Origin of the sequence: Mycobacterium sp. (assembly GCF_035499775.1) — a bacterium.
GTDB lineage: Bacteria > Actinomycetota > Actinomycetes > Mycobacteriales > Mycobacteriaceae > Mycobacterium.
On sequence record NZ_DATJYB010000307.1, the window covers coordinates 1 to 8,145 of the forward strand.

Annotated in this window: 7 protein-coding genes and 1 pseudogene; 5 read left to right on the forward strand and 3 right to left on the reverse strand. The window is 66.7% G+C overall.

Annotated elements, in window-relative coordinates; all coding sequences use genetic code 11:
- Both VML93_RS19500 and VML93_RS19505 read left to right on the forward strand, forming a co-directional pair.
- Positions 1-1,779: S9 family peptidase (locus VML93_RS19500; protein ID WP_325613196.1), on the forward strand; the 1,779-nt coding region annotated here is incomplete at its 5' end.
- Positions 1,780-1,818: 39 nt separating this feature from the next.
- Positions 1,819-3,690: a propionyl-CoA synthetase gene (locus tag VML93_RS19505; RefSeq protein WP_325613206.1), complete on the forward strand. Its 1,872-nt coding sequence runs from the start codon at positions 1,819-1,821 to the stop codon at positions 3,688-3,690.
- A 76-nt stretch (positions 3,691-3,766) separates the two neighbouring features.
- Here the strand turns inward: VML93_RS19505 and VML93_RS19510 are convergent, their stop codons facing one another.
- Complete coding sequence (locus VML93_RS19510; protein ID WP_414686397.1) at positions 3,767-4,408, reverse strand: TIGR03086 family metal-binding protein; 642 nt, start codon at positions 4,406-4,408, stop codon at positions 3,767-3,769.
- Positions 4,409-4,453: 45 nt separating this feature from the next.
- On the opposite strand from VML93_RS19510, the gene VML93_RS19515 reads away from it, so the two are divergent.
- Entirely contained in the window at positions 4,454-4,885 is a 432-nt protein-coding gene (locus VML93_RS19515; protein ID WP_325613200.1) for a MarR family winged helix-turn-helix transcriptional regulator, read from the forward strand.
- 396 nt (positions 4,886-5,281) lie between these two features.
- Here the strand turns inward: VML93_RS19515 and VML93_RS19520 are convergent, their stop codons facing one another.
- Positions 5,282-6,079: an oxygenase MpaB family protein gene (locus VML93_RS19520; protein WP_325613202.1), complete on the reverse strand. Its 798-nt coding sequence runs from the start codon at positions 6,077-6,079 to the stop codon at positions 5,282-5,284.
- A gap of 340 nt (positions 6,080-6,419) precedes the next feature.
- Here VML93_RS19520 and VML93_RS19525 point away from each other — a divergent pair, with 340 nt between their 5' ends.
- A complete protein-coding gene (locus tag VML93_RS19525; protein WP_325613203.1) occupies positions 6,420-6,890 on the forward strand; it encodes a DivIVA domain-containing protein in 471 nt (156 codons plus the stop codon).
- A gap of 632 nt (positions 6,891-7,522) precedes the next feature.
- Positions 7,523-7,732 (forward strand): hypothetical protein, encoded by a 210-nt coding sequence (locus tag VML93_RS19530; RefSeq protein WP_325613205.1) that lies wholly within the window; start codon positions 7,523-7,525, stop codon positions 7,730-7,732.
- A gap of 166 nt (positions 7,733-7,898) precedes the next feature.
- On the opposite strand, the pseudogene VML93_RS19535 reads toward VML93_RS19530, so the two are convergent.
- Positions 7,899-8,145 (reverse strand): annotated as a pseudogene (locus VML93_RS19535) (SAM-dependent methyltransferase); the annotation flags it as partial.

Genomic DNA, 8,145 nt, shown 5'->3' on the forward strand with positions numbered 1-8,145 from the left:
GCCGGCCGGCTGTTCCTGGCGGATCTGCGCTCCGGCGGGGCGCGCGAGCTTCCGGTGCAGCAGCCCGCCGTCGATCCGCGCCTCGACCCCACCGGCCGCCATGTCGCCTACGTCAGTTCTGGGTCGTTGCGCATTATCAGGGCGGATGGGAGTGCTGACCGCGTCCTCGCCGCTGCGGAGCGCGCCGACGTCACCTACGGCCTGGCCGAGTTCATCGCGGCAGAGGAGATGGGCCGCCAGGCCGGCTTTTGGTGGTCCCCCGACGGAGAGCGGCTGCTGGTGGCGCGGGTGGACGAGTCCGCGGTGCGCCGTATCTATCTCACCGACCCTGCTCACCCGGAGCGGTCCCCGCGGGAGATGGCCTATCCGGATGCGGGTTCGGTGAACGCGGAGGTGACGCTGGCGCTGGTGGGGCTCGACGGGACCCGTACCGAAGTGGCCTGGGACCACCGCCGCTTCGAATACCTGGCGGCCGTGAACTGGTCGGACGAGGGGCTCCTCGCCCTGGTGCAGCAGCGCGACCAGCGTCGGTCGCTGGTGCTCGAGATCGATCCCGGCTCGGGCGCCGTCACCGCGGTGCGGGAGGACGCCGATCCCGACTGGCTGGAGATCACCGGCGGCGTGCCCGCCCGTCTCGCGAACGGAGCGCTCGTCTTTGTCGCCGACAGCGAAGACACGAGCCGGATCGAGGTCGACGGAGAGCCGGTCACGCCGCCCGGGCTGCAGGTGCGCTCGGTGATCGACGTCTCGGGCTGCAGCGTGCTCTTCACCGCCTCGGCCGAGCCGACCGAGGTCGGCGTGTGGGAGTGGTCGCCGGAGGGTGGTGTGGTCGAGGTGGGCCGCAGCAGACGGGACGAGGGGCCGTCCTTGCGCTCGGCCGCCGCCGGGGGCGGCACGACGGTGGTGAGCGAATGGAGGCTCGACCGGCAGCGGGCAAGTTTTACGGTGTGGCGCAAGGGCGAGGCGGTGGGGCGGATCGAGACGGTCGAAGAAACTCCCCTTCTCACGGCGACGCCGAAGCTGCTTCGTCTCGGTCCAGCGGAGCTGCGCGCCGCCCTGCTGCTGCCCTCCTGGCACGTGCCCGGATCCGGACGGCTACCGGTGCTGCTCGACCCGTACGGCGGTCCGGGGGCGCAGCGCGTCTACTCCGCCCAGGTGTTCTTCCTCACCTCGCAATGGTTCGCCGAGCAGGGCTTCGCCGTCCTGGTCGTCGACGGGCGCGGCACCCCTGGACGGGGTCGCGCCTGGACCCGCTCGATCCGCGGTGACTTCGCCACACCGGTGCTCGAAGACCAGGTCACAGCGCTCGAAGAGGCGGCGAAGCAGTTCCCGGAGCTCGATCTCTCGCGCGTCGCTATCCGCGGCTGGTCCTTCGGCGGCTACCTCGCCGCCCTGGCGGTGCTGCGTCGGCCCGACGTCTTCCACGCCGCCGTCGCCGGCGCCCCGGTGACCGACTTCCGGCTCTACGACACGCACTACACCGAGCGCTATCTCGGTACCCCCGCCGACGATCCCGAGAACTACGATCGGGTCTCCCTGCTCGGGGATGCAGCCGGGCTGACCCGACCGCTGATGCTGATCCACGGGCTCGCCGACGACAACGTGCTGGTCGCGAACACCCTCCAGCTTTCGGCGATGCTGACGGCGGCGGGCCGACAGCACACGGTGCTGCCACTTTCGGGGGTGACGCACATGACCCCGCAGGAGGAAGTGGCCGAGAACCTTCTTCTGCTGCAGCTCGACTTCCTTCGCCGAGCGCTGTCCCTCAACGCTGGGTGACGTTGGGGCGGTACCGTGCGTCACAAGGAGGTGAGCGGATTGGGCGGCTACCGAGAGCAGTTCACCGCCAGCATCAGCGACCCCGAAACCTTCTGGGCGCAGGCTGCGCAAGCCGTGACGTGGCTGCAGCCTCCGCAGCGGGTATTCGACGACAGCCGGCCGCCGTTCTACCGCTGGTTTCCCGACGCCACACTCAACACCTGCGCCAATGCGCTGGACCGCCACGTCGCCGCCGGCCGCGCCGAACAGGCCGCGCTGATCTACGACTCGCCGGTGACCGGCGCCAAGCGCGTCTACACCTACCGTGAGCTGCTCGACCAGACTGCCCGGTTCGCCGGCGCGCTACGGGCTCTCGGCGTCGCCAAGGGCGACCGGGTGGTGCTCTATATGCCGATGATTCCCGAGGCGGTCATCGCGATGCTGGCGTGTGCACGACTCGGCGCGGTGCACTCGGTGGTGTTCGGCGGCTTCGCCGCGCACGAGCTCGCCACCCGAATAGACGATGCGCGCCCGACCGTCGTCGTGTCCGCATCCTGCGGAATCGAGCCGTCGGGATTGGTGCAATACAAGCCGATGCTCGACGCGGCACTCGAGTCGGCTCAGCACAAACCGCGCAATTGCGTTGTCGTGCAGCGGGATCAGCATCGCTGCGCGCTCACCGCGGGGCGCGACTTGGATTGGCATCAGCTGATGGCGAGTTCCGAGCCCGCCGATCCGGTGCCCGTCGCGGCCACCGACCCGCTGTATGTGCTCTATACCTCAGGCACGACCGGCAAATCGAAGGGGATCGTGCGCGACAACGGCGGACACGCCGTGGCGTTGCTGTGGAGCATGCGGCACGTCTACGACATCCAGCCGGGCGATGTGTTTTGGGCGGCATCGGATGTCGGCTGGGTCGTCGGGCATTCCTACATCGTCTACGGGCCGCTGTTGCTTGGTGCCACGACGCTGCTCTACGAGGGCAAGCCGGTCGGCACACCGGATCCTGGCGCCTACTGGCGGGTGGCATCCGAACACCGGGTCAAGGCGCTGTTCACCGCGCCAACGGCGATCCGCGCCATCCGCAAAGAAGACCCGGACGGCACACATCTGGCCCAGTACGACCTCTCCGCGCTGCGGTATCTGTTCCAAGCCGGCGAACGCCTCGACCCCGACACCTACACGTGGGCTTCCGACAAGCTCGGTATCCCGGTCATCGACCACTGGTGGCAGACCGAAACCGGCTGGGCCATCGCCGCCAATCCCGTTGGGGTCGAACGGTTTCCGATCAAGCCCGGCTCACCGACGCTGCCCATGCCCGGCTACGACGTGTGCGTCCTCCGCGCGGACGGGTCTCGGTGCGAAGCGGGTGAAGAGGGTGCGATCTGCATCAGATTGCCGCTGCCGCCGGGCACACTGCCCACGCTGTGGGGCGACGACGCGCGCTTCGAGGCCTCCTATCTCCGCGAGCACCCCGGCTATTACCTCACCGGCGACGGCGGATACCTCGACGAGGACGGGTATCTGTACGTGCTGGGCCGCATCGACGACGTGATCAACGTCGCCGGGCATCGTCTGTCGACCGGCCCCATCGAGGCGCTGGTGGCCGCGCATCCGGCGGTCGCCGAATGCGCCGTCATCGGAGTCGCCGACGACATCAAGGGCCAGGTCCCGCGCGCGCTCGTGGTGCTCAAGCGCGGCGCGTCGGTCGACGGTCTGGCCGAGCAGCTCATCGCGGCTGTGCGCAACGAGATCGGAGCCGTGGCCTGCTTCAAACAGGTGGATGTGGTCCCCGCGCTACCCAAGACCCGGTCAGGAAAAATCCTCCGGAAAACCATGCGCGGGATCAGCCAGGGCAAAGACGAACCAACGCCGTCGACCATCGAGGACCCGAAAGTGTTGGAGATAATTCGCCCCATCCTGCAGCGATAAGTCCTGTGGCCCAAGGGTTTCCAATCCGCGGCGTGACTATTTCGCCGTCACGCCGCGGACAGCGGGCCACCTCACCCTAATCCGCGACCGCCGAATACGCCTGAGCCCAGTTGGGGCTGCGGCCAAGGTGGCGCAAAATCCGGTCGAGGTTCGTCGCGCTCGGGGCGTCGACGGCGCGCGCGAAGGGTGCATCAGGCGTCTCGCGGTAGTCGCCATCTGGTACGGCGAGGGCCAGGGGCAGCGCGACATCGACGACCTCGTCGGGCAGCGTGTAGGCCAACCCCACTGACTCGGCGACGTCCCAACCGTGGACTACGTAATCGATGAAGTGGAAACCGATCGCGAGGGCGCCCGGGAACGTGGCATTCGGCCCGAATTCGGGAAGCGCAAACGTCGCCTGAGGCGCTGTGTCCTCGGCGAACGCCGCCAAGACGTCGTAGGCCGCGTCGGCATACGTGCCGCCGGGGTCGGCGGTGATCGCACCTATCACCGCGTCGGCCCGCCACACTCCGGCGTCAACTCCGGATCCCCTTGCGGCCGCTGCAAATCCGCGGTGTTGCGCGGTCATATGAGCGAGCAGGTCGGCCAGGTTCCACCCGGCGCAGGGGGTGGGCGCGTCGAGATCGGAGGCTCGGACAGAGTCGACGAGTTCGATGGATTTCAACAAGACGATGCGATGGAATCGTCGGACGTCAGGAATATCAGTATGCATACACATATCGTATGCGCACGCTTACTATATGGCAACGCTTAACATTGGGCGATGCCACCGAAGCCCCGCCGAGACGACCTCGCGGCGATGCTGCATCCACTGCTTAGTGATCTTGTGGCGGCCGAGCTGCCGATCCTCTCTCAACACGACATGAGCATGTGGGGATACATAGTGCTCAACGCATTGGACAGGTCGCCGGTGCGCAAGCAAGCCGCTCTTGCCGATGCCATCGGCGCCGACAAGACAAGAATCATCGGCACGCTTGACGAGCTGCAGCAGCGTGGCTACATCGAACGCCGTCCCGACCCCGACGACCGCCGGGTCCGCCTGCTCGAGATCACGCCGGCCGGTCGCGAAGCCAAAAACGCGGCGCAGTCAGACATCCAACGTGGCGAGGAACGATGGCTCTCTGAGCTGACAGCCGAGGAGCGCGTGGTCTTCCTTCGCGTGCTTGCACGTCTGGCCAGCAGAGAAGCCAACTGACCATCCCACGATGAAATCCATCCTGCTGAATGGGAATACGACTCTCACGGACTGCTGTGGTGGGTGAGGCTCTGAGGTGACCGGGACACGGTTCCGGAGTTGCCGAATTTGAACCATCCGCCTGGCGGAGGAGTGTGAGTGAACCATGCAGTATGGCTCCATTGTCTTGTTTTTCATGATTATCTTGGCTCCGCTGCTGCCCGCTGTGGTAGCCGGGGTGCGGGGTGGCTACGAGCGTTTCCAGATGCTCAGCCGCAGGCGCCGCAAGGCCGTCGCCGCTGATGGGTAGTCTCGGTCAGCGCGGGCGTGCTTGTTAGACAACGGAACTGGTCACATTGGCAGAGGCCGGACTTGGCTTCGGTGACAAGAGCGAGGCGACCCGTCTGGTCGGGAACGTCAGGCCGATACCGCGTTGGCCTCTCGCTCGACCGCGATTGTCGTTGGGGCGTAGCCAGTTTCGAGTATCTGCAGGAAATTTGCCCGCGTTCGTGCCGCAAGCTGCTCGCCGTCGCGCCAGCCTGCGCGGCGTGCGTATTCGCCTATCTTGATAGCGGGGCGGATGACTGCGCCGAGGTGCTTGAGCGGGGTGTCCGGAATGCCGAGCTGGTCCGCGATCTCATCGCCGGCCCACCGTCGAGTGAATCCGTACAGGACCGCGGGGATGGCCTGCGTTCCAAACCGCACCAGCCATGGAGGCACTAGCAGTTCGGGCGGCGCCCCAGTTTCGATCAGCGCACGGACGAGGGCCCGCGAATCGCCGTCGGCCGGTGTATCGGTGACGTGGTTGATCGCGATCATCTCTTTGGCACGCGCTTCGGTGGCCGGCAGCAAGTGTTCCGGCACGCCCAACACGTGGCCGATATAGCGCCACAGATGCTGGACAGCCCCGCGCTCGTCGCTGCGGAAGTGAATTCCAGCGTCACGCATGGCACGTAGCGGAGTGGTCGAGAACTCACCGGCGATTCCGTAAGCCACGTCGGTGTTGTTGATCGGGAGGCCCCAGGCTTCGTGATTCCATTGCCCCGACGCCAACAAACGCCGCCGCACTGCGGCATGCATGATTCGCACCCGGACCTTCTCAGCGAATCCGGTTGCGTGACGGCGCATTCCGCCCGGCGAAGTGGCGGCAAGCATCCAGCGCGCAGTCTCTTGCATCCGCCGATAAGAACGGTTCACCAACTCGCCGGTGAACATCAGCGGCTTGACTCCGGCAGACGATTGATAACCGGCAAGCGAGCGACGCGCAATTCAACGTCAAACCGGCTAGCACGCCGGCGCGCCTCACGGACCAACCGGGAAATGCTGACCTCAGCAAACGGAGTGCCATCGCCGCACAGATTGGAAACAGCCTCAATAAGGCGCCGCTCGACATCCGGCCGACGTTCTTCGCGAGGTGCTTTGCCACTGATCACGGAAATGCCTGCCGGCGACGCGGGGCGGACGGCCTTTATAGATCCATCTTGCCGAGGAAGATCATCGACGGCAGCAGATACGGCGTTGTCAGCCGCAGCTTTCGGGTGGAAGGATTTTGCCGGTGGACCGTGATTATTTGGAGAAGCGCATCGACTACCTCGAGAAGCGCGTCGCGCAGCTGGAACGTCAGCTGGGTGTGGCGGGCGGCGCGCCCCAACCGGTCGCAAACCACGCATCCAGCGCGCCGCGGGGTTCCCTTACGCCGGAGCAGGTCCACAACATCACTTTCTCCAGGGCGCCCCGGGGCAAGAGCGGCTACAACGAAGGTGAGGTGGATGCGTTTCTCATCCACGTCGAGGCGGCGCTGCAAGACCCGATGCGGAGCGCTCTTACCGCGGAACAGGTTGGTGGCGTGACCTTTTCACCGCCCCGCCGAGGACAGCGGGGCTACGACGAGGACGAGGTCAACGCATTTCTTGCCCGCGTTAAGGAGTGTTTGAATTCGTGGCAGGGTCGCTCGCTGCCACCGCAAGCAGGGCCTACGTCCCCGCCCCCGGGCTCGATGGCGCCAAGGCACGCCCGCGCCGATTGATGTCGCCGGCAAGCACCGCCGACATTCGTCAACGTAACGAGTCGATCAACCCGCACCTCCTGCGGCTGGAATCCCATCTCGCACATTCCAAGCGGTCCGTTGAGTCGCTGCGCGAACTACTCGGGCCCACATCCGGCGGCGGAAATCGCGAAGAACCCCAAGTGCCCTGATTCCCTGGCTATTTCGCGCCACCGACGTGAGTACACAGCCTTCTACCTGCTTTCCGGATGCCTATGTACAGTTAGCCTAAGTAGACAGACGGCATGAACGATTTCACGAAACTTGAGCAGCAACAGCCGTGATAGCCGCAGTCTTGGGATTGGCCGGCGTGGGCTCCGCGAGCCCGGCTCAGGCTCAGCCGGGACCTGCCCCGCAGTGGTGCCCGGGAGACTTCTGGGACCCGGCGTGGGGTTCGAATTGGGACCTGCTCCATTGCCACGCCAACTCCCAGGTGCCGATTCCCGACGTCTATCCCTACGTGCCTGAACCGGGGATACCGGGGCGCCATCCAGGCGGACCAGCCGGCCCCGGCAGGCCTGGCCAGCCCAGCGGTCCCGGTGGGCCCGGTGGACCCGGCGGGCCCGACCCTCCCGGCGGTCCCGGGGGACCACCCGCCGGACCAGGTGGACCAGGTGGACCAGCCGCCGGACCCGGACCCGGTGGACCAGGGGGAGCACCCGCCGGACCCGGACCCGGCGGAGGCGGAGGATTCGGTGGCGGACCTGGTGCAGGCGGAGGATTCGGCGGCGGTGGCGGCGGCGGCCGCTGACACGGCCACCCGTGCACACGTGGCTGCGGCGCCTACTCGGCGCGCCCCCGGCTTGGGCGGGCTCCGGCCGTAACCAAGCCCAGATCAGCAGGCGTCCGCCACTGGACAAAACTAGGAAGCCGCGCCGTCGAGACGGCCCGGCGTGACTCCCATGGGCGATTTTGCTGAGGGGGAATCGCCGAACACCGCATGGGCAACAGCGCGTAGGGAGCCAGCGAGCAGTTCGGGTGCCGACGGGGTCAGCTCCGGTCGGCTTGAACCAACCAGAGCGCGATGTCGGGGCGGCCGTCGCGACTCAGGGTCGCAGGCTCCAGCGTCGCGATATCCCATCCGGTGCCGTCGAACCCGTCGCGCAGCGATCGCTCGGACAGCGACCGTGGCCACTTGACCTTGACGGTGGTGTCATCAGAAAAGCAACCCAGCAGCAGCCGCGCGCCGGAGCGGGTGGCGCGATGCAGCGCCAAAAGGTAACCGCGCATGGCGTTG

Bases quoted from the DNA above. Each gene is read 5' to 3' on its own strand.
- VML93_RS19515 (WP_325613200.1), top strand. From the start codon at position 4,454: ATGCCACCGAAGCCCCGCCGAGACGACCTCGCGGCGATGCTGCATCCA.
- VML93_RS19520 (WP_325613202.1), bottom strand. From the start codon at position 6,079: ATGTTCACCGGCGAGTTGGTGAACCGTTCTTATCGGCGGATGCAAGAG.
- VML93_RS19510 (WP_414686397.1), bottom strand. From the start codon at position 4,408: ATGTGTATGCATACTGATATTCCTGACGTCCGACGATTCCATCGCATC.